At 66.8% G+C, this 26845-nt stretch carries 23 protein-coding genes; 22 read left to right on the top strand and 1 reads right to left on the bottom strand.

Features of this window, described 5'->3' with window-relative positions; translation table 11 throughout:
• The 7 genes from Q0996_RS00505 (at position 1) to Q0996_RS00475 (ending at position 6885) form a co-directional block, all read left to right on the top strand.
• Positions 1-810: an ABC transporter permease gene (locus tag Q0996_RS00505; RefSeq protein WP_299614906.1), complete on the top strand. Its 810-nt coding sequence runs from the start codon at positions 1-3 to the stop codon at positions 808-810.
• Positions 803-1957, top strand: coding sequence for an ABC transporter ATP-binding protein (locus Q0996_RS00500; protein WP_299614903.1), 1155 nt, complete (start codon positions 803-805; stop codon positions 1955-1957). The genes Q0996_RS00505 and Q0996_RS00500 overlap by 8 nt, the downstream gene beginning before the upstream one ends.
• A gap of 90 nt (positions 1958-2047) precedes the next feature.
• On the top strand, positions 2048-2584 hold the full coding sequence (locus Q0996_RS00495; RefSeq protein ID WP_299614900.1) for a TRAP transporter small permease: 537 nt from the start codon (positions 2048-2050) through the stop codon (positions 2582-2584).
• A gap of 14 nt (positions 2585-2598) precedes the next feature.
• A complete protein-coding gene (locus Q0996_RS00490; protein ID WP_299614898.1) occupies positions 2599-3891 on the top strand; it encodes a TRAP transporter large permease in 1293 nt (430 codons plus the stop codon).
• A 54-nt stretch (positions 3892-3945) separates the two neighbouring features.
• Positions 3946-4920 carry a TRAP transporter substrate-binding protein gene (locus Q0996_RS00485; RefSeq protein WP_299614896.1) on the top strand — a complete coding sequence of 325 codons (975 nt, stop codon included), beginning with the start codon at positions 3946-3948 and terminating at the stop codon, positions 4918-4920.
• A 308-nt stretch (positions 4921-5228) separates the two neighbouring features.
• A complete protein-coding gene (locus tag Q0996_RS00480; protein WP_299614894.1) occupies positions 5229-6032 on the top strand; it encodes a GntR family transcriptional regulator in 804 nt (267 codons plus the stop codon).
• A gap of 103 nt (positions 6033-6135) precedes the next feature.
• Complete coding sequence (locus Q0996_RS00475) at positions 6136-6885, top strand: SDR family NAD(P)-dependent oxidoreductase (RefSeq protein ID WP_299614892.1); 750 nt, start codon at positions 6136-6138, stop codon at positions 6883-6885.
• 12 nt (positions 6886-6897) lie between these two features.
• On the opposite strand, the gene Q0996_RS00470 is transcribed toward Q0996_RS00475, so the two are convergent.
• The gene (locus tag Q0996_RS00470) at positions 6898-8916 is read right to left on the bottom strand and encodes an FAD-dependent oxidoreductase (protein ID WP_299614890.1); all 2019 of its coding nucleotides are present in this window, start codon (positions 8914-8916) and stop codon (positions 6898-6900) included.
• A gap of 203 nt (positions 8917-9119) precedes the next feature.
• Between Q0996_RS00470 and Q0996_RS00465 the strand changes: the two genes are divergently transcribed.
• From Q0996_RS00465 to Q0996_RS00395, 15 genes are all read left to right on the top strand, one after another.
• Complete coding sequence (locus Q0996_RS00465; protein ID WP_299614888.1) at positions 9120-10133, top strand: TauD/TfdA family dioxygenase; 1014 nt, start codon at positions 9120-9122, stop codon at positions 10131-10133.
• A complete protein-coding gene (locus Q0996_RS00460) occupies positions 10130-10885 on the top strand; it encodes a DUF2848 family protein (protein ID WP_299614886.1) in 756 nt (251 codons plus the stop codon). Before Q0996_RS00465 ends, Q0996_RS00460 begins: the two co-directional genes overlap by 4 nt.
• 88 nt (positions 10886-10973) lie before the next feature.
• A complete protein-coding gene (locus tag Q0996_RS00455; protein ID WP_299614884.1) occupies positions 10974-12569 on the top strand; it encodes an ABC transporter substrate-binding protein in 1596 nt (531 codons plus the stop codon).
• A 57-nt stretch (positions 12570-12626) separates the two neighbouring features.
• The gene (locus tag Q0996_RS00450; protein ID WP_299614882.1) at positions 12627-14213 is read left to right on the top strand and encodes an ABC transporter substrate-binding protein; all 1587 of its coding nucleotides are present in this window, start codon (positions 12627-12629) and stop codon (positions 14211-14213) included.
• A 63-nt stretch (positions 14214-14276) separates the two neighbouring features.
• Positions 14277-15293, top strand: coding sequence for an ABC transporter permease (locus tag Q0996_RS00445; protein WP_299614881.1), 1017 nt, complete (start codon positions 14277-14279; stop codon positions 15291-15293).
• Positions 15290-16177 (top strand): ABC transporter permease, encoded by an 888-nt coding sequence (locus Q0996_RS00440; protein WP_299614879.1) that lies wholly within the window; start codon positions 15290-15292, stop codon positions 16175-16177. The genes Q0996_RS00445 and Q0996_RS00440 overlap by 4 nt, the downstream gene beginning before the upstream one ends.
• Positions 16178-16190: 13 nt before the next feature.
• Positions 16191-17180: an ABC transporter ATP-binding protein gene (locus Q0996_RS00435; RefSeq protein WP_299614877.1), complete on the top strand. Its 990-nt coding sequence runs from the start codon at positions 16191-16193 to the stop codon at positions 17178-17180.
• A gap of 5 nt (positions 17181-17185) precedes the next feature.
• Positions 17186-18217, top strand: a complete 1032-nt coding sequence (locus Q0996_RS00430) for an ABC transporter ATP-binding protein (RefSeq protein WP_299614876.1) — start codon at positions 17186-17188, stop codon at positions 18215-18217.
• A gap of 36 nt (positions 18218-18253) precedes the next feature.
• Positions 18254-20278, top strand: coding sequence for an FAD-dependent oxidoreductase (locus tag Q0996_RS00425; RefSeq protein ID WP_299614875.1), 2025 nt, complete (start codon positions 18254-18256; stop codon positions 20276-20278).
• A gap of 55 nt (positions 20279-20333) precedes the next feature.
• Entirely contained in the window at positions 20334-20741 is a 408-nt protein-coding gene (locus Q0996_RS00420) for a carboxymuconolactone decarboxylase family protein (protein WP_299614874.1), read from the top strand.
• 32 nt (positions 20742-20773) lie between these two features.
• Positions 20774-21709, top strand: a complete 936-nt coding sequence (locus Q0996_RS00415; RefSeq protein WP_299614872.1) for a DMT family transporter — start codon at positions 20774-20776, stop codon at positions 21707-21709.
• 415 nt (positions 21710-22124) lie between these two features.
• Positions 22125-23657 (top strand): ABC transporter substrate-binding protein, encoded by a 1533-nt coding sequence (locus Q0996_RS00410; protein WP_299614871.1) that lies wholly within the window; start codon positions 22125-22127, stop codon positions 23655-23657.
• 70 nt (positions 23658-23727) lie between these two features.
• Entirely contained in the window at positions 23728-24735 is a 1008-nt protein-coding gene (locus Q0996_RS00405; protein ID WP_299614870.1) for an ABC transporter permease, read from the top strand.
• Positions 24736-25644, top strand: a complete 909-nt coding sequence (locus Q0996_RS00400) for an ABC transporter permease (RefSeq protein ID WP_299614868.1) — start codon at positions 24736-24738, stop codon at positions 25642-25644.
• A complete protein-coding gene (locus Q0996_RS00395; RefSeq protein ID WP_299614867.1) occupies positions 25637-26692 on the top strand; it encodes an ABC transporter ATP-binding protein in 1056 nt (351 codons plus the stop codon). The genes Q0996_RS00400 and Q0996_RS00395 overlap by 8 nt, the downstream gene beginning before the upstream one ends.
• The last annotated feature ends 153 nt before the right edge of the window (positions 26693-26845 follow it).

The following is a 26845-nucleotide window of genomic DNA, read 5'->3' as shown; positions in this document are numbered from 1 at the left end:
TTGGCTCCCCGTCCGTGGACATGGCTCAAGATCGCCGTCACGCTCACCTATCTGTTCATGCTGGTCCCGATCCTGGTGACGGTCGCCGTCTCCTTCAACGCCGGCACGCGCTCCGTCTTTCCGCCGGAGGGCTGGTCGCTGCGCTGGTGGCAGGAGGCGCTGTCCGATGAATGGAGCAGCGCCATCTTCTTCAGTCTCAAGCTGTCGATCACCGCCGCGGCGCTCAGCACCGCCCTGGCGCTGCCTCTCGCGTTCGGCCTGGTGCGGTACGACTTCCCCGGCAAGAAGGCGCTCGTCCTCCTGGTCCTGGGCCCCTTGCTGCTGCCGACGCTGGCGACGGGGATCGGGCTGCTGCAGGTGTTCCACTGGACCGGCCTCTTCGCGTCCATGGGATTCGGCGCGCTTTTGATCGGCCACATCGTGATCTGCGTTCCCTTCTCGGTGCGCACCATCTCCGTCAGCCTCAACGGCCTGCCGCCCAACCTGGAAGCGGCGGCCGCCAGCCTTGGGGCGACGCGCTGGCGCATCCTGATCGATACGATCCTGCCGCTGATCCGCAACGGCCTGGTCGCCGGTGCGCTGTTTTCCTTCATTCATTCCTTTACCGACGTCAATCTTTCGCTGTTTCTGGCAGGTCCGGCGACCTCGCCGATCACCGTGAAGATCCTCGGTTTCCTGGAGTTTGGCTTCGCGCCGACGTTGGCGGCGCTGTCGGCGATCTCGCTGATCATTCCGCTGATCGGCGTCGCGATCGTTCAGCGCACGACGCGCTTGGGAGATTTCGTCTATGCGGAACGGCAGCATGCATAGCGCCGCGCTCGAACTCGAAGGCATCTCGAAACGCTACGGCTCCACCTGGGCGATACGCGCGCTCGACCTGACGGTGGCGCCCGGCGAGTTCGTGACGCTGCTCGGTCCCTCCGGCTGCGGCAAGACCACGACCTTGAGCGTGATCGCCGGCTTTTTGGAGCCGGACGGGGGCCGGATGCTCCTCAACGGTGCTCCCCTGGTCGGCCTTCCTCCGTTCAAGCGCGACATCGGGGTCGTCTTCCAAGACTACGCGCTTTTCCCTCATATGACGGTGGCGGAGAACGTTGGCTATGGCCTGCGCGTAAGAAAGGTCCCGGCAGCGGAGATCGAGCGCAGGGTCGGTGAGATGCTGGAGCTGGTGCAGCTCGAAGGGCTGGGCGGGCGGATGCCGCTGGCGCTCAGCGGCGGCCAGCGCCAGCGCGTGGCGCTTGCCCGCGCCCTGGTCTTCGATCCGAAATTCCTGCTGCTGGACGAACCGCTCTCGAACCTGGATCTCAAGCTGCGCGAAGAGATGCGGCTGGAGATCGTGCGGCTGCAGAGGCAGCTTTCCGTTCCGACGATCTTCGTGACCCACGATCAGACCGAAGCGCTCGCCATGTCGGACCGCATCGCGGTTCTGGATGCCGGCCGTATCGAGCAGATCGGCACGCCGCGGGAGATCTACGAGGAGCCGGCCAACCGCTTCGTAGCCGAATTCATCGGATCGATGAACCTGCTGGACGGCACGGTCGTCGCCGCTGCCGGCGCCGATGGACTCTGCACCGTGAAGCTCGGCGACGACCGCACGATCGGCGCCCGGGCCAAGGGGAACTTTGCCGTCGGGCACCGCGTCTGCGTCGCCGCGCGGCCGGAGCGCTGCGGTGTCGTTCCGACGGACCGCCGGGTCGAGAACGGCGCCAGCCTGCTGAACGCCGTGGTCTCTCATATCGTCTATCTCGGCTCCCGCCAGGAGATCCACCTGACCCTGCCGGGCGGCACGACAGTGGTTTCCGAGATCGTCGGTAATGTCGACTGGGACATTCGCACCGGTATGGATGTTACATTTCACTGTGATCCGGCTGAATGCGTCGCGCTTTCGGCGATGCCCGGACCCGTGACAGACCCCGTGACAGACAATGAGCCGGCCCCCGGCACAGAGGCGATATGACAACCTTCGATAATGCATCCGCGCAATCCGGCTGGTGCCCTCAACAGACTGCTACCGTGATCCGGTTCGGTGAACGCCGGGGCGACAGGCATGACTGAACAGACCGGGAGCGATCCTCGCCGGAGCCGGCGGCGGGATCCCGCGGCATGGCTCCGGCTTCTGGTCGGCCTGCTGCTGGTCGCCATCACCGTTCTCACCATCCTGCAGGTGATGTTCCGCTTTCTGCTGGACAGCCCGCTCGTGTGGAGCGAGGAGGTGGCGCGGCTTTGCATTGTCTGGATGACCTTTCTCGGCGCAGCGGTTTGCTGCTGGGACGGCACGCACCTGAGGGTCGGCGCGCTTGCCGACCGCCTGCCCGGCCGATTTGGCACCGCGCTTCACGTCGTCAGCGGCGCGATGATCGTCGCCTTTCTGGGGGTCCTCGTCTGGACCTCGATTCCGCTGGTGCAGATCAGCAACCTCTACAGCATCGGCGCCCTCGACATTCCGGTGAGCTGGTACCGGGCACCGGTGACTGTGGGCGGCGCCTTGATGATCGCGTTTCTCGCGGCGCGCTGGTGGTCGATGCGGGCCCGCGGCCGCGGCAAGTCCGACCCGCCGGCAAACGCACTCGACGATCTCGAATAGGCGGGCCGTCGGATATGGTTGTCGTTACGATCTTTCTTGTGCTCATCCTCCTCATGGTGATCGGCCTTCCGCTGATCTTCGCCATGGGTATCGCCTCGGCCCTCTATCTCTTGGCGGCCGATATCAGCCTTTCGGTGATGGCCCAGAGAATGACCTCGGCGGTCGATTCCTTCGTCATCCTGGCAATTCCCCTGTTCTTCCTCGCCGGCGAACTGCTCAATGCCTGCAAGTTGACCGAGCGGATCATCGCCATGTCGCGCGCCTTCGTGGGCCACATCCATGGCGGGCTCGCCCAGGTCAACATCCTCGCGAGCATGATCTTCGCCGGCATGTCCGGTTCCGCGACCGCCGATACGGCGGCGCTTGGCTCGGTTTTGATTCCCTCGATGAAGAAGGAGGGTTATCCCGCCCCTTTCAGTGCCGCGGTCACCGTGTCCTCGGCGATGATCGGGCCGATCATTCCGCCCAGCATCGGCATGGTGATCTACGGCGCCGTCGCCGACGTGTCCATTGGCCGGCTGCTCCTGGCGGGCATCGTACCGGGGGTCACCATCGGCCTTATCTTGATGGGCTATACCTATTTCTATGCCCGCCGCCAGGGGTTGCCGCGCTATCCCCGGGCGACGCGCCGCCAGGTTCTGCGCGCCGGCTATCGCGGCGGGGCGGCCACGCTCATGCCGGTGATCATCGTGTTCGGCATCGTTTCCGGCGCCTTCACGCCCACCGAGGCCGCCGGGGCTGCGGTTCTCTACGCCTTCCTGCTCGGCACGCTGGTCTACCGCAACATATCGCTGGGCGATTTCTGGTCCGTCTTCGTGCACGTGTCCTTGGCCAGCGCGCGCATCCTCGCCTTCATAACCGTGGCGGCGACCTTCAGCTGGATCATGGTCCGCGAGCAGGTGCCGCAGTTGATCGCCACCTCGCTGGCGACCCTCACCGACAATCCGATCCTCATCCTGATCTTGATTGTCATTCTCCTCTTGGCGGTCGGGCTGTTTCTGGTCGCCTCCAGCGCGGAAATCGTCCTGGCGCCGATTCTCGTGCCGGTCGTGATCCAGTTCGGCATCGATCCGGTGCATTTCGGCGTCCTGATGGTGTTCACGCTCATTGTCGGCGGCGGCACGCCGCCGGTCGGCGTCCTGCTCTACATCGCCCAGGACATCGCCAAGATCCCGTTTTCGGCCATGGTTCGGGCCATGATGCCGTTCTACGTCCCGCTATTCATGGCGATGGCGGTGATCATGCTCTTTCCCGAACTCAGCCTGTGGATTCCCGACATGGTCTTCGGGCCGGCCTCGGGGCCCTAGCTGCCGAATCCTGCAGCACCCCTTTGAACGGATAGAACAGAGAGGAAAGCCGTTATGAAAAAACTGAAATCATTGATGGTCTCCGCCATCGCTCTGGTCCTGATGGGGGCCGGCAGCGCGGGCGCCGAGGAGGTTCGCTACAGCCTCTGGGCCAAGGAGGGCGAGGCCCAGCACACGGCCGCGCTGGAGTTCAAGAAGGTCCTGGAAGCCGAGTCCGGCGGCAAGTTCACGGTGACCGTCTATCCGGGCAACCAGCTCGGCACGCCGAAGGAGATGCTGGCTCAACTGGCGTTGAACACGACCCAGATCGAAGCCAGCGGCGATCCGGGGCTGAAGGAGATCGAGAATCTCGCCCTGCCATTCCTGATGAAGGATATGGCGAACTACCTGGCGGTACTCGACAGCGATGTCGGCCGCGAATGGAACGCCCGCCTGATCGACCAGAACCGGGTTCGCCTGATCGGCATTCTGCCCCGCAGCCCGCGGCAGATCAGCGCCAACAAAACCATCAACTCCATGGCGGATCTAAAGGGCCTGAAGGTGCGGGTGCCGGCGCGCGATTACTATGTGCAGTCGTTCATCGCTTTCGGCGCCAAGCCGACGCCCATGGCCTTCAAGGAAGTCTATACGGGATTGCAGACCGGCATCGTCGACGGCCAGGAAAACCCGATCGAAACGATCTGGGCCATGAAGTTCTTCGAGGTTCAGGAGAGCATCGCGATGGTCGACTACATCAAGAAGCCGGCCTGGGTGAAAATCAGCGAGGCTTTCTGGCAGGGCCTGTCGGAGGAGGAGCAGGGCTGGATCGTCGCGGCCCAGCGCGCCTCGGAAAGCAAGGTCGACGAGCTGCTTGCCGAGCAGCAAGAGGCCCTGGTGACGAAGCTGCAGCAGGCCGGCATCGAGATCACCTATCCGGACCGCGAGGAGTTTCGCACCGCGACGCAGCCGGTTCGAGACAGCCTCGGCAAGGAGACCTGGGGCGAGGAGCTGTATCGGGAGATCGCGCGGATCGGCCAGTTGGATATGTGATTCGAGACAGGGCATTGCGAAGGCTGACCCGCGCCGCTGACGCGGGTCATGCTTCCAGCCGGCGGCGCTCCAACGTCTAGGGGCGCCGGTCCGGCCGCCCAATTCTGCCATGGTGGCGGGCGCGCAAGAACCGGACGGGGCGTGTTGCACGCTTCGCCGGTTTCCTTGCATGCCTGGACCGACTTACCTATAAAGCGGGACCGGTGTCCGGCACGCGTGCAGTGACTTCGGGCGGGCCAACAATGGGTTGTGCTGCTGTTCGGGGTCGGACCGGCTCCGCCACGGGGGCGGCGGCTTCAGGAGCGCAGATGCCAACAAGCAAGACGGAGCGACGCTGGAGCCGTCTGCCTGAAACGGCCTCCCCTCTGCCGCTCTACCATCAAATGTACATCGTGCTGCGGCAACAACTCGTCGAAGGGGCCTTCGGCGCCGACGAGCCGATGCCCAGCGAGCACGAGTTGGCGAGGATGTTCAAGGTCTCGCGTATCACCGTGCGCCGGGCCCTGGCAACGCTCGAGCGCGAGGGTATGATCGAACGCCATCGCGGCCGCGGAACCTTTCCGACCCGGCGGGCGGGGGGACAGCAACCCCTGCGGTCCAACATGCGCGGACTGCTGGAAAACCTGCTCGCCATGGGCCTCTCGACCACGGTGCGCGTGATCGACTTCGGCTACGTTCAGGCGCCCGACGACGTTGCCGAGGCGCTGGCCCTGCCGTTCGGTGCGACCGTCCAGAAGGCGATCCGCGTCCGCTCGATCAAGAGCCGGCCCATGTCCCACCTGACCACCTGGGTACCGGAAGACATTGGCCGGGGCTATGCCAAGAAAGACCTGGCCGAGCGCCCGCTGCTCGCTCTTTTGGAAGAGGGCGGCATCAAGGTTTCCTCCGCTGAACAGACGGTCACGGCCCGAGCCGCCGACTCGACCATCGCCGATCTTCTGAAGACCCAGGTCGGCCTGCCCCTCCTGGCCATCAGCCGCATTGTCTTCGACCAGGACGACCGCCCCGTCGAGTTCATCAATGCGCTCTACCGCCCCGACGTTTACGAGTACCGCATGACCATGTCGCGCAACACCGGGGGCGACGCCCCGGTGTGGGAACCCACGGGCTGAGCTGCAGGGGCGCAGGCGAACGGGCTTGGTTGCCCGCTCGGTTGTCCTATAATGCAGACAATCGAAGGGTTGAACAGGAAGCCCCTGTTCGGAGGCAGCGCAGATGAATGCCAGGGAGTCCGATAGCTGGCCGCCGGGCGGCGCCTGTCTGGTGGGTGCCGCCGGCGGTATCGGCGCGGCCGTCGCCCGGCGTCTCGCGGCGGAGGGACCGCGGCCGCTGGTGCTGATGGACCTGGCCGGGCCCGCTCTCGACACGCTTGCGCAGGACCTTGACGCAATCCCCATCGCGGTCGACCTGGCCGAGGCCGATACGGTCGCGGCGGCCTTCGCGGCGGCCAAGGCGCAGTTGCACGGCCAACTGTCGGCTTTGGTTCTGGCTGCCGGCCTCGTGGACACCGCAAAGCTGGGAGAGCTGACACCGCAGCGCTGGGACCGGATCATCGCCGTCAACCTGACGGGGTTCTTCCTGGTCTGCCACCACGGCTTTCCATTGCTCGCCGATGGCGCCCGGGTCGTGACGCTGGGCTCGCTGGCCGGCCGCACCGGCGGCGTTCTCACCGGCACCGCCTACGCCGCCGCCAAGGGTGGGGTCGAGGCGATGACCAAGTCCATCGCCCAGCAACTCGCGCCGCGCGGTATCACTGCGAACTGCGTTGCGCCCGGCGCCGTGGAGACGCCGATGCTGGAGGCCCATCCGCCCGAGCGGAAGGCCGCCATGTCGGCCTCGACACCGCTGCAGCGCATGGCCCGGCCCGAGGAGATCGCCGCCGCTGTTGCCTATCTGCTGTCGCCGGAGGCGGGTTTCGTGACCGGCCACGTCCTCGCGGTCAACGGCGGCCTGCGCATGGATTAAGCGGGCACGTCGCTACGCCAGCCGACCTGCCTCGTAACCCTCGTAGACCGCTTCCAGCGCCGTGCGCGCGGCCTGGCAATCGCCGGCGGCGTGGATGGCGATGACGCGGTTGCCCCCGGCCGACAGGGCCGACAGCTCGTCGTGGAGGGCGTTGCGCGGCCGGGCATGGGTCGGCGCGATCACGCTGTCGAAGTCGCCGGTTTCGCGCTCGGCGCCGGTGGAGAGATCGACGAGCCGGGTGAGGCCGCCGCTGAATCCCGTGACCGTCTGCAGGGGCAGGATGGCGACCTTCTTCTCGCTCAGGCGCCGGCGCAGCGCGAAGCTGGAATAGATGCTCACCGTCCAGGCGGGCGTGCCCGTCGGGGCGATCAGGGTCACATTGTGGCCGCGGTCGGCGAGCCATTCCGCCGTCGCCGCCACCGACCAGCCGCCGAGGACATCCACCAGGGCCACGCGCGCGCCCAGCGTATCCGGATCGGCGATCGCATCCTCCAGGGTCAGCGCGCTGCCGCCGGCCGGCAGGTCGAGGGGCGTGGGCTCCGCGCCGGTGGCCAGAACAACGGCGTCCGGCTGAGCCGCGGCGATGGCCTCGGCGGTGGCCGTCCGGCCCAGCGTCACCGCGACCCCTGTCCGTTCGAGGGCGGCGGTCTGATAGTCGAGCAGCTTCAGGAAGTCATGGCGCAGCGGCATCGCTTCCAGCCAGGCCAGCGCGCCGCCCAGGCGCTCTCCGGCCTCCCAGAGTTGCACCTGATGGCCGCGGGCCGCGGCCGCCGCCGCCGCCTCCATACCGGCCGGCCCGCCGCCGACGACGAGCACCTGGCGCGGCCGGGTGACAGAGTCGGCTTCCACATCCGCGATCGTGCCCTCGCGGCCGGCGCGCGGATTGGACAGGCAGGTGATGGCCAGATTCTGCGCCAGCATGTTCGCACAGCCCTGGTTGCAGCCGATACAGGGGCGGATTTCGTCTTCTCGGCCGGCCGCCGATTTGGCCACGATCTGCGGGTCCGCGATGTGGGCGCGCGCCATGCCGACCATATCGGCCTCGCCCGCGCTCAACACCGTTTCGGCCTCGGCCAGGCTGCGGAACTTGCACACCGCGAAGATCGCCGGTGGATCGGGCAGGTCGGCCAGTGCAGCCTTGATCGCCGGGGCGAAAGGGCGGAAGAGGGCAGGATCGAAGGCCATGTCGGCCATCTGTGTCGAGACCGTCCAACTGCCGTGATAGGCCGAGTGGGAGACATGGACGAAGTCGACCCTGGCTGCCTCGCAGAGCCGGCGGGTGATGCCGGTCATGTCGTCCAGTGTCAGCCCGCCGGGCAGCCACTCCTCGGCGCTGATGCGCAGGCCCAGGGTGACCTCCGGGCCGACGGCCGCGCGCACGGCCACCAGCGTCTCGCGGGCGAGGCGCAGACGGTTTTCCGCTGTGCCGCCCCAGGAGTCGTCGCGATGATTGGTGGCCGGCGACAGGAACTGTTGAAGCAGGTGGCCGTGGGCGAGCTGTAATTCGATCCCGTCCAGCCCCGCCGTGACGAGATGCCCGGCGGTCAGGGCATGGGCCTCGATCACTTCCTGGATCTCGCCCTCGGTCATGGGGTGGGGCGGCGGCGCGGTCGCCGCCCAGGGAATCGGCGAAGCGCCCCAGGCGGGCGTTCTGGTGTAGTTGCCGTCGATATGGCGGCCCAGATGAATGATCTGGCCGAACAGCCGGCCCCCTTCGTCCCGCACGGCTTCGGCAATGCGTGCGAAGCGGTCGATACAGGCCGGATCGTAGCCATTGACGCCTTGTTGGCGGCCCAGCGAGCTGCGGTGAACGCGGATGCCCTCAAAAATGTTCAGCGCCGCACCGCCGGCCGCGCGGGCCCGATGATAGGCGAGGTGCCGCTCCGACGGCAGGTTGTCCTCGCCGTAGTTGGTCGTGTGGGCAGGCATGAAGATCCGGTTGCGGAGCTGGGTGGCGCCGACCCGCAGGGGTCGAAAGGCGGCCGGATAGGCGGCCGCGCCGCTGCTGAGATCGCTGTCGATCCGCGTCACGTCCTGTGGCCTCCAAACGGGTTTCCCGGGGTTTTCGGCTTGACATCCACCCGGGTGCAAGCTGAAATGAACTAATAGTATAACAACATAACTATTGAGCCGGTCAAGGCGAGGGAGACAGTGGCGAGATGGCGGGTCCATCAGGCGTCGGGGCGTTGACATCCTTGGATGCGACTTGCCGGCCTCCGGCCGTTCCGAGCCATGTGGCGCATGCCCCCCGGCAATGGGACCGGGCCGGCCTCGACGCGCGCGCGGCCGAGGTGTTTTGCGATCTGCCGGCGCGGGCCGCCGAAGAGATTGCGGCCGCGCTGGGCTTCATCCGTGCGAACGGGCTGACCCTCGAGACCTTCGAGCAGGAGGACTTCCGCGTGCCGGCCTTTGCGCCAATGGCCGCGGAGATCCGCCGCCGCCTGGACGCGGGGGCCGGCGTCGTCGTCTTGCGTGGCGTGCCGCTGGACATTGCCGATGAGGAGGCGGCCGGGATTACGGCCTGGGGACTGGCGAACTATGTGGGGCGGCCCATCCGGCAGGGTCTGAACGTCGACCGGCGGCTCTTCACCGTGACCGACAGGGGGGCTGCGAACACCGATCCCACACGGATCGGCGCATCGGCCAAGCTTTCCCGGATGCACTCCGACAACGGCTGTCTGGAGCCGCGGCCGCCGGATTATATCGCCCTGCTGTGCGTGCAAAACGCGGCCCAGGGCGGCGACAGCACGATCATTTCAGCGGAGACTCTGCATAGGGAAATCGCCGAGGCGCGGCCCGATCTGCTGCCCTGGCTCTATCGCCCCTATCACTTTCGCCCCCCGCAGTTGCACGCCTGGCCGGCCGGCCCCGAGACCGTCGTCAAGCCGGTGTTCGATCTGGGCGAGGGGGGCGATCTCAACGTTCACTATGCCCGGGTGATGATCGATCCGGGCATGGAACTGGCCGGGCTGACGCTCGAAGGCGCGATGCGCGAGGCGCTCGATCTTGTCGACCATCTCTTGGAGCGTGAAGACCTAGCCTGGCGCTATCGCCTGAAGGCCGGCGACCTTCTGTTCACCAACAATCTCACGACCCTGCACGGCCGGCTCGCCTATGCCGATGCGCCCGACGGCGGCGCCCGCCGGGTGCTAAAGCGCATCTGGCTCTGGGCGCGCCACCGCGGGCCGGGGGTCGACCCGGTCGCCCTCGATCTGGCCGAGCGCCCGCAAACGGGGAGCGAGCGATGATTGCGGTGCCCCTCACGGTGCAATGCCTGAACGGCGGCGACGGCGCGGTCACGCTCACCGTGGAGCGCATGGTCAATCTCGGCTCCGCCACCCGCGATCCGCAGACTGCCGTCGCCCACCGGGACGAGGTCGCCAAGCACGGTATCCGCATCGCGACGTCGGTTCCGGCGCCGCGCATCTATCCGATCGGCAGCCATGCGCTGACCACCGGGACGTCGGTCGAGGTGCATACCGAAGAGACCTCGGGCGAGGTGGAGATCGTGGTCGCGCGGGACGGCGACGGCCGCGTTCTGGTCGGTGTCGGCAGCGACCATACCGACCGCGCCCTGGAGCGTGTTTCGATCCCCTGGTCGAAGCAGGTCTGTCCGAACGTCCTGGCGCCGGTGCTGTGGCCCCTGGAGGAGATCCGCGATCATTGGGACGACTGCGTCCTGCGCAGTTGGGTCGACGACCGGCTCTATCAGGAGGTTTCGGTGGCCGCCTTCCTGCATCCGGACGATGTCCTGGCGATTTTGGCCGAACGGGCGCCCGGTCTGCCGGAACGGGATGTGATGGTGTTCTGCGGCACCATCGTCAGTGTCGACAAGCGCCTCGGTTTCGGCCGGGACTGGCGGTTCCAGCTCGACGATCCGAGCGCGGGCCGCCGCATCGACCACGCCTATAGGGTCGTCGAGATGTTCGATGCGCTGGCTCCGGACTACCGCGTACCGGTCGTCACCGGCGACGGATCGGCTGTTGCCGCATCGGCCTGAGACCGAAGGGGTGCCCGTAGGGGCACGAGCCATGAATTCGCGCCGAAGCGCCGCTGCTGCGGGGCGCGCGGAACTGGGAGGAGACGACATGCGCGAGAGTTCGATGAGGTGGGCGGTGCGGCGCGCCGCCGTTGTTGCGGGTGCGGGTATCCTGGCGCTCGGTTTAGGGATGTCCGGGGCGCCTGTGCTTGCCGAGACGCTAGTGCTCGCGGCGCCGGGCACGCCGGAGGGCTTCGACGGCGATGCGCTGCGCCCGCAGACGCAGAACGTGGTGACCCAGGTCTACGAACCGCTGGTCCGCTATGGCCGCACCACCGACGCGCAAGGGCGCGAACGCCTCGACAGCTCTGTCGTCGAGGGCCATCTGGCGGAAAGCTGGGAGACCTCCGAGGACGGCAAACGCTGGGTGTTCACCCTGCGCCAGGGCATCAAGAGCCCCCACGGCAACGAGTTGACCGCCGCCGATGTTGCCTGGTCGTGGAACAAGTCCTTCGCCCAGAAGCGCACCGGCAACTTCATTGCCCGGGTGTCCAACGTCTCCGGGGTTGAGGAGGTCTCGCGCTACGAGGTCGCCTTCACGCTGTCGGCGCCGAGTTCGATCTTTCTGAAGGCGCTGACGCTTTACGTTCCCGGGATCTACGACAGCGAGACGGTGAAGCAGCACGCGACGGCGGAGGACCCCTGGGGTCTGACCTGGCTGCAGGAGAACACCGCGGGCTTCGGGGCCTATCACCTGGCGCAGTTGCGGCCAGGCGAGCAGGCGGTGTTCGTGTACAACGAGAACTACTTCGGGGAGAAGCCCTACTTCGACCGGGTGATCTACCGTGCGGTTCCTTCTGGTGCCAGCCGTGTGACCCTGCTGAAGACGGGCCAGGTGCACTGGATCGACCGGCCCTCTGTCCAGCAGGTCGTCGACCTGCGCGACGACGCCTCGGTCAAGGTGCTCGAATCCCAGGGGCGCGCCATCGCCGGTGTCCGCATGAACCCCAAGTTCGCGCCCTTCGACGACGTCCGGGTGCGCCGGGCGATGAACTATGCCGTCGACAAGGACGCGATCCGCGAGGCGGTGTTCTTCGGAACCGGGGCCTTCGCCAAGTCGTTGGTGCCGCCGTTCATCGAAGGCTATGACGACAGCGCCTTCGTCTATGACCACGACCCCGACAAGGCCAAGGCACTGCTGGCCGAGGCCGGCTATGCGGAGGGTTTCGAGGTCGAGCTGCTCTATTCCGATCTCTGGTGGTGGCTGGAGCCCATCGCCATTCAGGTCGCCGACCAGTTGCGGGCCGCCGGCGTGACGGCAAAGCCGACCCGGATCACCGGCTCCGACATGCGCTCGCGCGGGGCGCCGGCGGTGCAGGACATGCCGTTCTTCGCCTTCGAGGATGGCCCCATCGTGCTGGACCCGGTCTACGCCTTCTACCTCATGGCCCACAGCAAGGGCGTGTCCAACCGCGCCGGTTACAACAACCCGCAGGTCGATGCCTTGATCGACGAGGCACGGAAGACCCTGAACGCCGAAGACCGGCTCGGCATGATGCGGGAGGCGCAGCAGCTCTGGCTGCAGGACTCGCCATGGCTGATCGCGATCTATCCCTCGGTCTTCGAGGCCATGGCACCGGACATCGTCGGCTGGGTGCCGCATTCCGACGACCATGAACGCTGGATTGACCTGAGGCGTCAGTAGCGGCCGCCGGCCATTGCCAGTCATAAAACGAAGAAGAACGGGAGCGAGAGAAGCATGATGACCATCTGGACGCGGGCGGTGCGCGGCGCCGCCGTTGTTGTGGGCGCCGGTATCCTGGCCCTGGGCCTGGGGGTTTCCGGGGCACTGGCCGAGACTCTGGTGCTCGCGGCGCCGGGCACGCCGGAAGGCTTCGACGGCGATGCGCTGCGCCCGCAGACGCAAAACGTGGTGACCCAGGTCTACGAACCGCTGGTCCGCTACGGCCGGACCACCGACGCGCAGGGTCGCGAAAGCCTCGACAGTTCGGTCATCGAAGGCCATCTGGCGGAAAGCTGGGAAACTTCCGAGGACGGCAAGCGCTGGGTGTTCACGCTGCGTCAGGGCATCAAGAGCCCCCACGGCAACGAGCTAACTGCCGCCGACGTGGTCTGGTCGTGGAACAAGTCCTTCGCCCAGAAGCGGACCGGCAACTTCATCGCCCGGGTGTCCAACGTCTCCGGGGTTGAGGAGGTCTCGCGCTATGAAGTCGCCTTCACGCTGTCGGCGCCGAGTTCGATCTTTCTGAAGGCGCTGACGCTCTACGTGCCTGGGATCTACGACAGCGAGACGGTGAAGCAGCACGCGACGGCGGACGATCCCTTGGGCCTGACTTGGCTGCAGGAACACACGGCCGGCTTCGGGGCCTATCACCTGGCGCAGTTGCGGCCGGGCGAGCAGGCGGTCTTCGTCCACAACGAGAACTACTTCGGTGAGAAGCCTTACTTCGACCGTGTGATCTATCGTGCGGTTCCTTCCGGCGCCAGCCGGGTGACCCTGCTGAAGACCGGTCAGGTCCATTGGATCGAACGGCCTTCGGTTCAGCAGGTCGTCGACCTGCGCAAGGACGACTCGGTCAAGGTCGAGGAAGCCGTCGGCGTGGCCTTGGCCAGCGTGCGCATGAACGGCACCTTCAAGCCCTTCGACGATGTCCGGGTGCGCCGGGCGCTGAACTACGCCATCGACCAGGACAGCCTTCAGGAGGCCGTCTTCCAGGGCACCGGGAGCATCGCCCGCTCCGTCGTGCCCTCGGTCATCGAAGGGTATGACGACAGCACCTTCGGCTATGACCACGATCCGGCCAAGGCCAAGGCGCTGCTGGCCGAGGCCGGCTATGCGGAGGGTTTCGAGGTCGAGCTGCTCTATTCGGATATGAACTGGTGGCAGCAGCCCATGGCCATCCAGATCGCCGATCAGCTTCGGGATGCCGGCGTGACGGTCAAGCCGACCCGGATCACCAGCTCGGACATGCGTTCGCGCGGGGCGCCGGCGGTGCAGGACATGCCCTTCTTCGCCTTTCAGAACCCGCCCATCGTGCTCGACCCCGTCTACACCATGTATCTGCTGGCCCACAGCAAGGGTGTGTCGAACCGCTCGCGCTACAACAATCCCGAGGTCGACCGGCTGATCGACGCGGCGCGCGAGACCCTGGACAGCGGGAAAAGGCTGGCAATGATGCGCGAGGCGCAGCAGCTCTGGCTGGCGGATGCGCCCTGGATCATGACGCTGTATGCTTCAGCCTTCGAGGCCATGGCCCCGAACATCGTCGGGTGGATGGACTATCCGGACACCCATGAGCGCTGGGCCGATCTGTCGATTGCAAAGTGAGCCCCGTTCAGGCGCTGACGGGCTGCGGCGTGCCTTGACTCCGGGCCGAGGGCGGAACACGCAGTGAGAATTCGACGCTTTCTCAGTCGGCGCTTTCTGATGATCGTGCCGCTGCTGGTGGGGATCCTGTTCTTCACCTTCATGCTGGTGCGTATCGGCAGCCAGGATCCGGTCGGGCTGCTTGCCGGCCCGACCGCGACCCAGGCGGAGATCGATATGATCACCCGCGATCTGGGCCTCGATCAGCCGCTTTTCGTGCAGTTCTCCTACTACATGACCAACGTCGTGCAAGGGGACCTGGGCGAGAGCTGGCTGTCGAACCGCCCGGTCCTCTCCGACATCCTGCAGCGCATTCCCATCACCCTCGAACTGCTGTTCTGGGGCGTAGGCATCGGCGCGCTGATCGCCATCCCGGTCGGGCTTCACGCGGCATTCCGGCCGGGCCGGGCCTTCGATCATGTCTCCCGCTTCCTGTCGCTGCTCGGCTTTTCCATCCCGACCTATTGGCTGGGTCTGGTGATGCTGTTCGTGTTTTTCTATCTGCTCGGCTGGGCGCCGCCGGGGATCGGGCGGATCGGGCTGATCGTCATCCCGCCCGAGCCGATCACCGGCAGCTATCTGATCGACAGCCTGCTGCAGGGGAGTTGGGAGGCGGCCCGCTCGGCAGCCTCTCACCTGGTGCTGCCGGTGATCTGCGTGGCTATCGTCGCGGCGGCGCCGATCATCAAGCACACCCGCGCCATCGCCCTGGAGGTCGTCGGCTCCGATTCCGTGCGCTATGCCCGCGCCTCGGGTCTGCCCGAGGCGATCGTGCGCCGCGTCGTGCTGCGCAACTCGACCGTCCCGGTGATGACCTTTGTCGGGACCGAACTGACCGGCCTCGTCGGCACCGTCTCGCTGATCGAGTATGTCTTCGCCTGGGGCGGCCTCGGCCAATACGGGCTGAACGCCATCGTGGCCGGCGACTTCGCGGCCGTGCAGGGATACGTCCTGGCGCTGGCCCTGTTCTCGGTCCTGGTGTTCCTGATCATCGACCTGCTGGTCGTGATCCTGGAGCCGCGCGCCAGCGAGCAGCCATGACCGAGGCGTCGCTCAGACCCACCAGGGACGCTGCCGGGATGCCGCGCGCGCTGGCGCGGATCGTCGGCATCGCCCGGCGCAGCCCCACGGCGGCCATCGGCATGGCGATCCTGACCGGCTTCGCCGGCCTGGCCGTGTTCGCGCCGCTGGTGATGCCCTACGACCCCATCGCCGCCTTTCCGCGCGAGATCCTGACCGCGCCCAATTCCGAGTTCTGGCTGGGAACCGACGGCAACGGCATGGACGTCTTCAGCCGGGTCATCTACGGCGCGCGCTACGCCTTCGGCATCGCTATCCCGGCGGTCATCCTGTCGATCGTGATCGGCGTCCCGCTGGGCTTGTGGACCGGCTATGTCGGCGGCTATGTCGACGAGGTGACCATGCGGGTGTTCGATGCGCTGCGCGTCTTCCCGTCGATCATCCTGGCGCTGGCCGTGGTTGCGGCGACCGGGCAGTCGCTGGTCAACGTGGTCCTGGTGATCGGGGTGCTCGACTCGCCGATTTTCGCGCGGGTGGTGCGCTCGGAGGTGCTGGCTCTGCGCTCCAGCACCTTCGTGGAGAGCGCCATCGCCGCCGGCAATCCGACGCGCCGCATCCTTTTCGTCCACCTGCTGCCCAACGCGATCCAAGGGGCCATGGCGCAGACCGCGGTGCGGGCCGCCTGGGCGGTCCGGATCAGCGCGACCCTGGCTTTCCTCGGCGTCGGCATCCAGGCGCCGACCCCCGAATGGGGCGCCATGATCCGCCAGGGTGCGGAGTTCATGGTGACCGGCCAGTGGTGGGTGGCGCTGTTCCCGGGGATCGCGCTGATCCTCATGGTGCTGGGCCTCAACATGCTGGGCGACGGGCTGCAGGACCTCCTGAACCCGCGCCGCAAGGCATAGGGAGGCTCCCGCGATGGCGCTGCTGCAGGTCGACGACCTTCAGACCCGGTTCATCAGCCGGGATCTCGACAACCAGGTCCGTGTGGCCAAGGCCATCAATGGCGTCGGTTTCAGCCTCGGGCGCGGTGAGGTGCTGGGGCTGGTGGGCGAGACGGGGGCCGGCAAGTCCCTGACCGCGCAGTCGATGATCGGCCTGCTGCGGCCGCCGGCCAAGGTGGTGGACGGACTGGTCGAATTCGACGGCCGCGACCTCCTCTCCATGGACCCGGGCGCGCTCAACGCCTTGCGGGGAAACGAGATCGCCCTGGTCGTTCAGAACCCGCTCACCTCGCTCGATCCCCTGACCCGCATCGGCGACCAACTGATCCGCGTGCACCGCGCCCATCGCAAGGTGTCGGTGGCCCAGGCGCGTGAGCGGGCCATCGACATGATGGCGGCGGTCGGCATCCCGGCGCCGGAGCGACGGATGCGGGCCTGGCCGCACGAGCTGTCCGGCGGCATGGCCCAGCGCGTGCTCATTGCCATGGCCCTCATCAACGAGCCTAAGCTCCTGATCGCCGACGAACCCACCACCGGCTTGGACGTGACGGTGCAGGCGCAGATCCTGGACCTCCTGCGCGACATGGTGCGGCGCATGGACATGGCGGCCATCGTGATCACTCACGATCTGGGCGTGGTGGCCCACTACTGCGACCGCATGGCGGTCATGTTCGCCGGCGCCATCGTCGAGAGCGGGCCGGTCGACAGTGTCTTTGCCGGACCGGCCCATCCCTATACGCAGGCGCTGATCTCGGCGACGCCGGAGCGGCTGGCCCTCGGCAGCGGCGCCATCGTCGGCGGGCCGCCGCCGGACCTCTATGCCCTGCCGGAGGGCTGCCACTACCGCGGCCGCTGTCCCCACGCCGCTGAGGTCTGCGGCTCGGCCCCGCCGGACCGCGAAATCGGTGCCGGACAGGTCGCGCGGTGCCATTTCGCGGGCAACCTGCCGGCGGCCTTTCAGTGAGCGCCATGACCGAACGCGAAGCGGCCCCTCAGGTATCGGCAGCGGCCGCGCCGGAGCCCGCCGTCGAGCCCGTTCTGGCGGCCGAGAACCTCGTCAAGCACTTCCCGGCGGACAACGGCCAGGTCGTCCACGCGGTCAACGGCGTCAGTTTCTCGATCCGCCCCGGCGAGGTGCTCGGCATGGTCGGCGAGAGCGGGTCCGGCAAGTCGACCGTCGGCCGGATGGTGCTGCGCCTTCTGAAGCCGACCTCCGGGACCGTGCGCTTCCGCGGCCGCGACATCTCGGCCCTGCCGGAGCGGGAGTGCCGCCCCCTGCGTGCGGACATGAGCATCGTGTTCCAGGACCCCTGGGGTGCCCTGAACCCCAGGATGAAGGTATCGGCGCTGATCGGCGAACCGCTGAAACTGCATACGCCCCTGAGTTCCGCGGAGCGCCGCCGGCGGGTCGAAGAACTGGCCGACCGCGTGCACCTCTCGACGGCTTTCCTGGACCGCTATACCGCAGACCTCTCGGGCGGCCAGTTGCAGCGGGTCTGCATCGCCCGGGCGATCGCGACCAACCCCAAGCTCGTGGTGCTCGATGAGCCCACCAGTTCCCTCGATCTCTCGGTGCGCGCTGGGATCCTGGAACTGCTCGCCGAGCTGCGCGACGAAACCCAGGTAGCGATGCTGTTCATCAGCCACGACCTGGGCACGGTCCGCCTGATCTCCGACCGCATCGTGGTGCTCTATCTGGGCTCCATCGTCGAATACGCCGCGGCGCAGGAGGTCTTCGAGCGGCCCGCCCATCCCTACACCCAGGCCCTGATCTCGGCGCATCTGCCGCCCGACCCGCGCGCGCGGCTGACCCGTCACGTCCTGGAGGGTGAGATCCCCAGCCCCATCGACCTGCCCGAGGGCTGCCCCTTTGCCGCCCGCTGCCCGGTGGTGCAGCCGCGTTGCGGGCAAGAGGTGCCGCAGATGGTGCCGGTCGGCGACGACGGGCATCGCGCGGCCTGTCTCAGAATTCCCGAGGGCGGCAATCAGATCCCGCGATGACCGCTCCCCCTTTTTCTTCTCAACACTGGATCTAGCATGACCGATAGTTCGTCTGCTGCCGCGGCCGCGCCGGCCTTTCCCACCTTGCTGAGTCCCTTGCGCCTGGGCCCCAGGACGGCGCGTAACCGCGTGTGGATGCTGGCCCATGCGACCCTGCTGGTGAAGGATCATCTGTTCACCGAGGAGCATGTCGCCTACTACGTCGCCAGGGCGCGCGGCGGGGTTGGCGTCATCACCATGGAGGCGATGGCCACCCATCCGACGACCCAGCCCTACAAGGGCAAGGCCTTTGCCTTCGACCCGCGGATGGTCGAGCAGTACCGGAAGATCGCGGGACCGGTGCAGGCCGAAGGCGCGCTGATCTTCGCCCAGCCCTGGCACCGCGGGCGGCAGACCAATTCGGTGACCAATGGCCTGCCGGTCTGGGCCCCCTCCGCCGTGCCTTGTGCGGTCTATCGGGAGATGCCTCACGTCATGACCGCCGCCGATATCGACAAGATCGTCGAGGGCTATCGGCTGTCTGCCCGCTATGCCCGGGAAGGCGGGCTGGACGGCATCGAGGTGCACGGCATGTCGCACGGCTATCTCCTGAACCAGTTCCTCTCGCCGGCCACCAACCACCGCGACGACGCCTTCGGCGGGTCCATCGAGAACCGCCTGCGGGTGGTGGAGGAGATCCTCGAGGCGACGCGGGCCGAGGCCGGGCCGGAGCTGGTGGTCGGCGTGCGGATCAACGGCGATGACGGGCATGAGGGCGGGCTGACGCCCGATGCCTGGGCCGATATCGCCCGGCGGCTCGAGGCGACCGGGAAGATCGATTACATCTCCGTTTCCCAGGGCACCTACGTGGACCGGATGCTGATCTATCCGACCGCGCCGGGCGAGCACGGCTACCAGATGCCGGCGACCCGCAAGATCAAACAGGCGGTGGACTTGCCGGTGGTCGGCGCCGGCCGGATCGTCTCGCCAGCGGAAGCCGAGGGCTTCCTGGCCGCCGGCGACTGCGATTTCATCGGCATGGCGCGCCAGCTCATTGCCGATCCGGATTGGGCGAACAAGGCGGCTTCGGGCCGGGCGCGGGAGGTGCGCCCCTGTGTCGGCGCCAACTGGTGCATGACGACCATCTTCGCCCAGGCCCCCATCGCCTGCATCCACAACCCCGCCGCCGGGGCGGAGCGGCAGTTCTCCGACGATACGCTGAAGCCTGTGGCCGAACCGAAGAAGGTCGCTGTCGTCGGCGGTGGCCCGGCGGGCATGCGCGCGGCGCTGACGGCGGCCCGGCGCGGCCACGAGGTGACCCTGTTTGAGGCGAAGGACCGGCTGGGCGGGCAGGTGGCGCTCTGGGCACAGGCGGAAAGCCGCCGCGAGCTGGTGGGGATCGTCGACTGGCTGAGCGACCGTCTCGCCGAGACCGGCGTGCGGGTCCGTCTGCAGACCTTGGCCGATAGCGAGCGGCTGCGCGCCGAGGGCTTCGAGGCGGCGGTGATCGCCACCGGTGCCGAGGCGCTGCGCCACGGCTGGACCCCCTTGCGCCCGCAGAACTGGAACGGCCCGCCGGTCCCGGGCTGCGACGGCGCAAGGGTCTACGGTTATCTGGATGTGCTGAACGATTTGCCGGCGCTGGGCGAGACGGTGTTGGTCTTCGATGCCCTGGGCGGGCGGCAAGCCGCCGTCGTGGCCGAGGTTCTGATCCGGCGCGGCCACCGCGTGACCTTCGCGACCCAGCTCGGCCAGCCCTCGCCGGACCTCGCCGCCAGCCGCGACTGGGGCAAGACCCACGGCATGCTGCGCCGGCTCGGCATGGACTTCAGGGTCGATGTGGAACTGACCGCCGTGGAGCCGGGCCGCGCCCTCTGCCGCGATCTCTACACCGGCGCAGCGGTGGAGATCCCGGCCGACGATGTGGTTCTGATGGTCGGCGCCCGCGCCCGCGACGCGCTGTTCCACGAGCTACAGGCGGAGGGCGCCGCGCTCGACTTGCACCTGATCGGCGACGCGCTGGCGCCGCGCCGCGCCAACGACGCCATCAAGGAGGGCGAGCGCGCGGGCCGCGCTCTCTAGCGAGCAGCCATCACCGGATTTTTCATTCTCATCAGGTAAGGAGGCGACGATCGTCATGACACCCGAGGGCAAAGAAGAGCTCGAAAAGATCCGCGCGGTGCGCGGCTATACCCTGCCGTTCCACGACATCCTGGCGGAACTCAATCCGGAACTGCTGAAGCGCTATGGTAATCTCGCATCCTACGCCCTCTTCGGCGAGGAGGAGGGCCGCGCCCTCGACCTGAAGACCCGCTTTCTGGTCCTCGTCGGCGTGACCACCGCGGTCAAGGGCGACCGCGAGGGGATCGAGTGGGCGGCGGCCCGCGCGATCAAGAACGGCGCCACCTGGCAGGAGGTCTATGAGGCCGCCTTCATGGCCGCCCTGCCGGCCGGCGTTCCCTCGTTCGAAGCCTCCTGCCGGGCCTTCAAGGAACTCCAGGAAGGCAAGGGCTGGGTCGACCAGGACGTGCCCGAAGAGGCCTAGGTGTCGGGGCTGCCGCCCGATGGGTGCGGCTGATGGCGGCAGACCGGGGCGCCGGCACGGACCGCATGGCGCCCCGTCCGCTCATCGGCGTCGCCGCCATGCTCGGCACCACCGTCGTGATTCCCCTGATGGGGCTCTGCGTCAAGGTCCTCGACACCTACGAGATCGGCGCCATGGAGATCATGGCGGTGCGCTCCGTCCTGGTCCTGCTGCTGTTGTTGCCGGCCTTGGCGCTTGCCGCCAACGTCGATGCCTTGCGGCGAGCCCATAAGCCGGCCCATCTCTGGCATGCCGCCTTCGGCCTCTCGTCGATGGCCTGTTTCTACGTGGCGCTCGCCCATCTGCCGCTGATCACGGTCACGGCGATCAACTTCACCACGCCGATGTTCGTTGTCCTGCTGGCGATCCCGCTGTTGGGTGAGCGGCCGGACAGGCTCGATTGGCTGGCGATCGCGGTGGGTTTCGCCGGGGCGCTGATCGTTCTGCGGCCGAGCGCCGCCGCCTTCAACGTCTTCGCTCTGGTGATCCTGGTCGGCTCTTTTCTCGCGGCCTGCATGCTGATCGTCCTGCGCCTCATGCCGGCGGCGAGTTCCAACTTCGCCGTCCTGTTTTTCTATGCCGCCATGGGCGCGGTCGCCTGCGGCCCGTTGCTGGCGGCCGTCGACGGCGAAGCGGCGGTAGCGCGGCTGCGCGCCGCCGAGGTCTGGCCGCTGCTGGTCGGATTGTCGCTGCTGGCTTTCGCGGTGCAGCTTTTGCTGACGCTGGCCTTCCGCCTGGCCTCCTCCGTTGCTGTGGGTGGGCTGGACTATCTCAGGCTGTTCTGGGCCGGGCTGCTCGGCTGGCTGTTCTTCGCCGAGGTGCCGGACGGCTGGGATGTCGCCGGGATGGCGCTGATCATGGCCAGTGGCCTCGTCATTCTCGTGCGTCAAAGCCGTCATAAGCCAAACGCGGCCGCGCCCCCATGTTGAGCGCGCGCTGGACGGAGCCCGGAGGATTCGGGCCGAGATTTCGCGATTGCTGTGGCGCTGCCACACCGGCCGCGGAACGCGGCAGCTGACACCGAGGCTTGGGCACGCATCTCCGAGGCTTGGTATGCGGAGCCGACGCGCAGGATTCGACCGCTGAGCGATAAGCCCCCCTCGATGCGCGAATCTCACGCGACACTGCGCTGAACTGACGCACAATCCAAGTGGGGCAGTTCGCCTCGCGTTTCCAGCGGTTCATGCCGGCCGGAATAAATGATTAGAATCAGACAGCTATGAAAGCTCCGGTTTGGTGGCATAGTGGTTGCATTCGTGGTGGCAGTGAATGTGCTGGGCGGAGACAAGACCAAGAATCCGTCCGGTCGCAAGGCACCAACACAGAACCTGAGGAGGCTGTCACATGAGACTCAAATGGGTTGCCTTATGCACCGCCGCGATGATCGCCCTACCGATGGCGGCGGCCGAGGCTGCGGAACTGCGGATCGGCTTCACGGCCGATGCGCTGACCCTCGATCCGGCCAACCACCGCAATCGGGAAACCCAAACCATCATCCGCAACATGCATGACGGCCTGCTGACTCGTGATTCGCAGATGAACGTCGTGCCCGAACTGGCCGAGTCGTGGACAGCCCTCGACCCAACGACCTACGAGTTCAAGTTACGGCGGGGCGTGGCCTTCCACGACGGCAGTCCGATGACGGCCGCGGACGTGAAATTCACCTTCGACCGCCTGACCGGGGAGGGCGCCATGGACGGGCAGACCAGCCCGCGCAAGAGCCTGCTCGGTCCGCTGAAGGAGGTCAAAGTCATCGACGATCGGACGTTCCACATGATCCTGGAGGAGCCGTGGCCCATTCTGCCGGCCATGCTGCCGTTCCAGGAGGTCGTCTCGAAGGCCCACGTCGAGAAAGTCGGCACCGCCGGCATGGCCGGCTCTGTTTCGGGTACGGGGCCCTTCAAGCTGGTCGAATGGCGCCGCGGCGACTCCGTGATCATGGAACGCTACGACGGTTACTATGGCGGCGCAGCCGACATCCCGCCGATGGGCAAGGCCTGCGTGGACCGCGTGATCTTCAAGGTCATTCCGGAGAACGCCTCACGCGTCGCAGCGCTGTTGGCCGGCGACGTCCACATCATCAACGGCCTGCCGACGCACAACGTCAAGCAGGTGGAGAGCAACCCCAACACCCGCGTCATGGCGGTCAATGGCACGCGCTCGACCTTCATCGCGCTCAACAACCAGACTGCGCCCTTCGATGACCTGCGTGTGCGCCGTGCGGTGGCCTACGCTCTGGACCGCAAGCTGATCGTCGACAAGATTCTCGACGGCAATGCGACGCTTATTGACGGCATCCTGAGCCCTGACGCCTTCGGCAAGAACGAGGCTTTGCCCACCTACGGCTACGACCTTGCCAAGGCCAAAGCCCTGTTGGCCGAAGCCGGCCATGCGGACGGGATTGACGTCACCCTCGACGTCGACGGGGCCAACAAGGAGACAGCAGAGGCCATTGCCTCGCTGCTCACCAAGGCCGGCATCCGCACCAAGGTGGCTGTCAACGAAGCCTCTCAACTGAAGGCCCGCTATCGCACCAAAGGCAAGCCCATCGACGGCCAGATGTGGCTGACGTCCTGGGGTAACGGTTCGCTGGACCCGGTGGGCATCTTCGTGCCGACGCACCGCACTGCGGGGCGTGGCAATTCCTCGGGGTATTCCAACACGGAGGTGGATGCCTTGCTGGATGCCGCCAACACCGAAACCGACCGCGCGAAACGCGCATCCCTCTACGCCCGGGCGGAGGCCATCGTGAACAAGGACCTGCCGAAAGTCTACCTCTGGGTGGCCAAGGATCTCTACGGTGTCTCCAACCAGGTCGCCGGCTGGCAGCCCAGCGCCGACAGCCGCATCAACCTGCACGACGCTTGTTTGAAGTAAAGGCCGGAGTGCTAAGGGCGCTTCGCCCGATGTGTAACCCTGATGTCCTTGGGGAGGGGACGCGGTCACAATGAAGCTGGGAAAGCTGTTCGAGCGGCTTGTTCAACTCCTTCCCGTGCTGCTCGGGGTCAGCGCCATCGTGTTCATCATGATGACGCTGACCCCCGGGGACCCGGTGGATATCATGCTGGGCGACCAGCACGTTACCGAAGAACAGGAACAGGCCCTGCGCAAGGACATGGGCCTCGACCTGCCGCCGCTCGAGCGTTTCGTCAAGTTCATCGGCAACGCCGCCACCGGCAACTTCGGGCTCAGCTTCTATCACCGCCAGCCGGTGATGGAGGTCATCGCCTCGCGTCTGCCCGCGACCATCGAACTCAGCCTGGCGGCGCTGGTCTTCGCGCTGGCCCTCTCGATCCCGCTGGGCGTCATCGCCGCGGTGAAGAAGAACAGCCTGCTCGACCGCCTGGCGACCGTCTCTTCGCTCTTCGGCGTGTCGCTGCCCGGCTTCTGGTTCGGCATTCTGCTGCTCATGCTCTTCGCCGTGCATTTGAACGTCTTGCCGGTCTCAGGGCGTGCGGGCTTCTCTTCGGAAGTCCCGCCGATCACCTATCTGCTACTGATCGACACGCTGCTGCACGGCCGCTTCGATGCCTTCGGCGATGCCTTGGCGCACATCGTCTTGCCGGCGGTCACCCTCGGCCTCCCCATGGCTTCCATCCTGATGCGGGTGACCCGGGCTTCCATGCTGGAGGTTCTGGAACAGGACTACATCACCTTTGCCGAAGCCAAGGGTCTCAGCCGCTACAAGATCCTGGTGAAGCACGCGCTCAAGAATGCGCTGATCCCAACGGTGACCGTGGCGGCCATCGAAACCGGCTCGCTGCTCGGCGGCAACATGGTTGTCGAGACGGTGTTCGGCTGGCCGGGCCTGGGGCGCCTGGTCGTCGAGAGCATTTTCGTGCGCAACTACCCGCTGATTCAGGCGGCGGTGCTGATCTATGCCGTTACCTACGTCATGCTGAACTTCTTCGCCGACATCCTCTACACGGTTCTCAATCCCAGGGTACGCCTCTAGATGACCGATGCCGTCAGCCGCACAGAACTGGACCTTGCGGGGCTGCGCACGGAGTCCCTCTTCGCGCGCAACATGCGGCTTTTCGCGACGAGCAGACTGTCGCTGGTCTCTGCGGGCGTGGTGCTCGCCTTCATTCTGATGGCCCTTGCCGCGCCGCTCTTCGCGCCCCACGATCCCAACGAGACCGACCTCTTCCGCCGCCTGCAGCCGCCTGCCTGGATGCCGGGCGGCGAGTGGGCCTATCTGCTCGGCTGCGATGCCCTGGGCAGGGACATCCTCTCCCGCATCATCTACGGCGCAAGGGTCTCCATCTTCATCGGCGCCGCGGTTATCCTGGTCGCCACGACGATCGGCACTCTGGCCGGGCTCGCCGCGGGCTACCTGCGCGGCTGGACCGACATTGTAATCTCCCGCCTCGTCGACATCCTGTTGGGCTTCCCTTACCTGATCTTCGCGATCGCCCTGATCGCCATGACCGGCCCGGGCCTGGGAAACATCATCCTGGCTCTGGCCTACAAGGAATGGGTCATACCCTGCCGCGTGGTGCGCGGGGAGACCTTGGCCGCCCGCGAGATCGAGTACGTCGAGGCCGCCCGTGCCATGGGCGGTTCGCGCCGCTACATCATGCTGCGCGAGATCCTGCCCAACATCCTCTCGCCCGTGGTCGTTGTCTCCACGGTGCGTATGGCTCACGTCATCATTCTGGAGGCCAGCCTGTCCTTCCTCGGCCTCGGCGTGCAGCCGCCGACCGCCTCCTGGGGCTCCATGGTCGCCGACGGCCGTTCCTTCATGCTGGATGCCTGGTGGGTGAGCACATTCCCCGGGCTGGCGATCCTGTTGCTGGTTCTTTCCATCAACGTTGTCAGCCAAGGGCTGCGCGACGCCTTCGACCCGAAGTTCCATGACTGAGGCGGAAGCTCCCAAAACGATCCTGGAGGTCCGGGATCTCAAGACCTGCTTCCAGACCCGCGACGGCCTGGTGACGGCTGTCGACGGGGTGAGCCTGGAGGTCGCCGCCGGCGAGTGCCTCGGCGTGGTCGGCGAAAGCGGCTCCGGCAAGAGCGTCACCTTCGCCAGCGTCATGGGGCTGATCAAGGCGCCCGGCCGCATCGACGCCGGCTCGATCCGATTCCGGGGCCGCGAACTCGTCGGCCTTGCGCCCGCCGACTACCGGCGCCTGCGCGGTAAGGACATCGCGATGACCATGCAGGACGCGCTGACCGCCCTCAATCCCGCGTACAGCGTCGCCGACCAGATCATCGAAGTGCTGCTGGCTCACGACGACAGCCTCACCGGCTCGCGCCGTGCCAGATCCCGCCAGGCCCGCGCCAAGGCCCTGGAAATGATGAACCTGGTGGGTATCCCTTCGGCAGAGAGGCGGCTCGACGACTACCCGCACCAGTTCTCGGGCGGGATGCGCCAGCGCATCATGATCGCCATCGCTCTGGCCTGCAGGCCGAAGCTGCTGATCGCGGACGAGCCGACGACCGCCCTGGACGTCACCATCCAGGCGCAGGTGCTGGAGCTGATCGCGGACATCCGCGAGCGGCTCGGCATGAGCGTGGTGTTGATCACCCACGACCTGGGCGTGGTGGCGGAATACTGTGACCGCGTGGTGGTGATGTACGCGGGCCAGGTGGTCGAAAGCGGCCCGACGCGTGACGTCATCGATAACCCGCTGCACCCCTATACCCAGGGACTGCTGGGCTCCATTCCACGCCTGTCGAACCTCAGCGAACGCATCCGGCCGATCGATGGCACGGTGCCGGAGCTGATCGACCTGCCGCCGCAGTGTCGCTTTCTTGATCGCTGCTCCCAAGCCCTACCGGCTTGCGCGGCGCCGATCTCCATGCGCTCCGTCGCGCAGGCTCGGCAGGTGCGTTGCATCAGCCCGGCGCTGGAGACGGCCCTGGACCCGACCCCGAAGGTGGCCTACGGCGGGGGAGAGCGGTCATGACTCCGCTGGTTCAGACCAAGGATCTGGTCAAGCACTACGACTCGCGTCGCGGCCTCTGGGGGCGCATGACCGGCAATCCCGGAACCCTGGTGCAGGCGGCCAACGGCGTCAGTTTTGAGATCCGGCGTGGCGAAACCCTGGGACTGATTGGCG

The sequence above is a fragment of the Pelagibius sp. genome, assembly GCF_028289705.1.
Lineage (GTDB): Bacteria > Pseudomonadota > Alphaproteobacteria > Kiloniellales > Kiloniellaceae > Pelagibius.
This window is presented reverse-complemented; position numbering and strand designations above follow the sequence as displayed.

Bases quoted from the DNA above. Each gene is read 5' to 3' on its own strand.
- Q0996_RS00500 (WP_299614903.1), top strand. From the start codon at position 803: ATGCATAGCGCCGCGCTCGAACTCGAAGGCATCTCGAAACGCTACGGC.
- Q0996_RS00475 (WP_299614892.1), top strand. From the start codon at position 6,136: ATGAATGCCAGGGAGTCCGATAGCTGGCCGCCGGGCGGCGCCTGTCTG.
- Q0996_RS00485 (WP_299614896.1), top strand. From the start codon at position 3,946: ATGAAAAAACTGAAATCATTGATGGTCTCCGCCATCGCTCTGGTCCTG.
- Q0996_RS00400 (WP_299614868.1), top strand. From the start codon at position 24,736: ATGACCGATGCCGTCAGCCGCACAGAACTGGACCTTGCGGGGCTGCGC.
- Q0996_RS00480 (WP_299614894.1), top strand. From the start codon at position 5,229: ATGCCAACAAGCAAGACGGAGCGACGCTGGAGCCGTCTGCCTGAAACG.
- Q0996_RS00455 (WP_299614884.1), top strand. From the start codon at position 10,974: ATGCGCGAGAGTTCGATGAGGTGGGCGGTGCGGCGCGCCGCCGTTGTT.
- Q0996_RS00415 (WP_299614872.1), top strand. From the start codon at position 20,774: ATGGCGGCAGACCGGGGCGCCGGCACGGACCGCATGGCGCCCCGTCCG.
- Q0996_RS00410 (WP_299614871.1), top strand. From the start codon at position 22,125: ATGAGACTCAAATGGGTTGCCTTATGCACCGCCGCGATGATCGCCCTA.
- Q0996_RS00395 (WP_299614867.1), top strand. From the start codon at position 25,637: ATGACTGAGGCGGAAGCTCCCAAAACGATCCTGGAGGTCCGGGATCTC.
- Q0996_RS00425 (WP_299614875.1), top strand. From the start codon at position 18,254: ATGACCGATAGTTCGTCTGCTGCCGCGGCCGCGCCGGCCTTTCCCACC.
- Q0996_RS00450 (WP_299614882.1), top strand. From the start codon at position 12,627: ATGACCATCTGGACGCGGGCGGTGCGCGGCGCCGCCGTTGTTGTGGGC.
- Q0996_RS00430 (WP_299614876.1), top strand. From the start codon at position 17,186: ATGACCGAACGCGAAGCGGCCCCTCAGGTATCGGCAGCGGCCGCGCCG.
- Q0996_RS00435 (WP_299614877.1), top strand. From the start codon at position 16,191: ATGGCGCTGCTGCAGGTCGACGACCTTCAGACCCGGTTCATCAGCCGG.
- Q0996_RS00440 (WP_299614879.1), top strand. From the start codon at position 15,290: ATGACCGAGGCGTCGCTCAGACCCACCAGGGACGCTGCCGGGATGCCG.
- Q0996_RS00495 (WP_299614900.1), top strand. From the start codon at position 2,048: ATGACTGAACAGACCGGGAGCGATCCTCGCCGGAGCCGGCGGCGGGAT.
- Q0996_RS00460 (WP_299614886.1), top strand. From the start codon at position 10,130: ATGATTGCGGTGCCCCTCACGGTGCAATGCCTGAACGGCGGCGACGGC.
- Q0996_RS00405 (WP_299614870.1), top strand. From the start codon at position 23,728: ATGAAGCTGGGAAAGCTGTTCGAGCGGCTTGTTCAACTCCTTCCCGTG.
- Q0996_RS00490 (WP_299614898.1), top strand. From the start codon at position 2,599: ATGGTTGTCGTTACGATCTTTCTTGTGCTCATCCTCCTCATGGTGATC.
- Q0996_RS00420 (WP_299614874.1), top strand. From the start codon at position 20,334: ATGACACCCGAGGGCAAAGAAGAGCTCGAAAAGATCCGCGCGGTGCGC.